The 620-nt window shown below is 43.4% G+C and carries 1 protein-coding gene; it reads left to right on the top strand.

All coding sequences use genetic code 11. The features are described 5' to 3' along the window. Positions 1–620, top strand: a 620-nt coding sequence (locus tag D791_RS18650) for an ISAs1 family transposase (protein WP_036515086.1), incomplete at both ends; no start/stop codon positions are given.

Genomic DNA, 620 nt, shown 5'->3' with positions numbered 1-620 from the left:
TGTTTTTCTGAATGGATGAAAAGCTGCCATACCTTAACGGAAGGCAGCATTATTGCGATTGATGGAAAGACGCTTCGTAGCTCTTACGACAAGAGTCGTCGGCGCGGTGCAATCCATATGATTAGTGCATTTTGTGTTGAAAATAGTATGGTGATTGGGCAGCTTAAAACAGCGGAAAAAAGCAATGAGATAACGGCGATTCCAGAGTTGTTAAAATTGCTAGAAATCCGTGGATGCCTTGTGACACTTGATGCGATGGGCTGTCAGCGTGCAATTGCTAAGGCGATCATTGATAAAGAAGCCGATTACTTGTTGGCTGTAAAAGGCAATCAACCTCGTCTGGAAAAAGCTTTCAAAGAGCATTTCCCGATGAGTCGTTTACTGCAGTACGAAGGTGATTGTTTTAGTACAACCGAATCGAGTCATGGCCGTAAAGAAACGCGATTATATGTTGTCAGTGATGTGTTTGATGAGTTCGTAAACTTGTCATTTGATTGGCCAGGAATGAAGAGTGTCGGAGTGGCTATTTCATTCCGACAAGAAGGCGAAACCATCCCTGATCATGCGCAAGTTCGCTATTATATTTCGTCTGAAATCTTAACCGCGGAGCGCTTTTCACA

The sequence above is a fragment of the Nitrincola nitratireducens genome (genome assembly GCF_000585235.1).
In the GTDB taxonomy this organism is placed as follows: Bacteria; Pseudomonadota; Gammaproteobacteria; order Pseudomonadales; family Balneatricaceae; genus Nitrincola; species Nitrincola alkalisediminis.
Note: the sequence above shows the minus strand (reverse complement) of the source record. Positions and strands in the feature narration are given on the sequence as shown.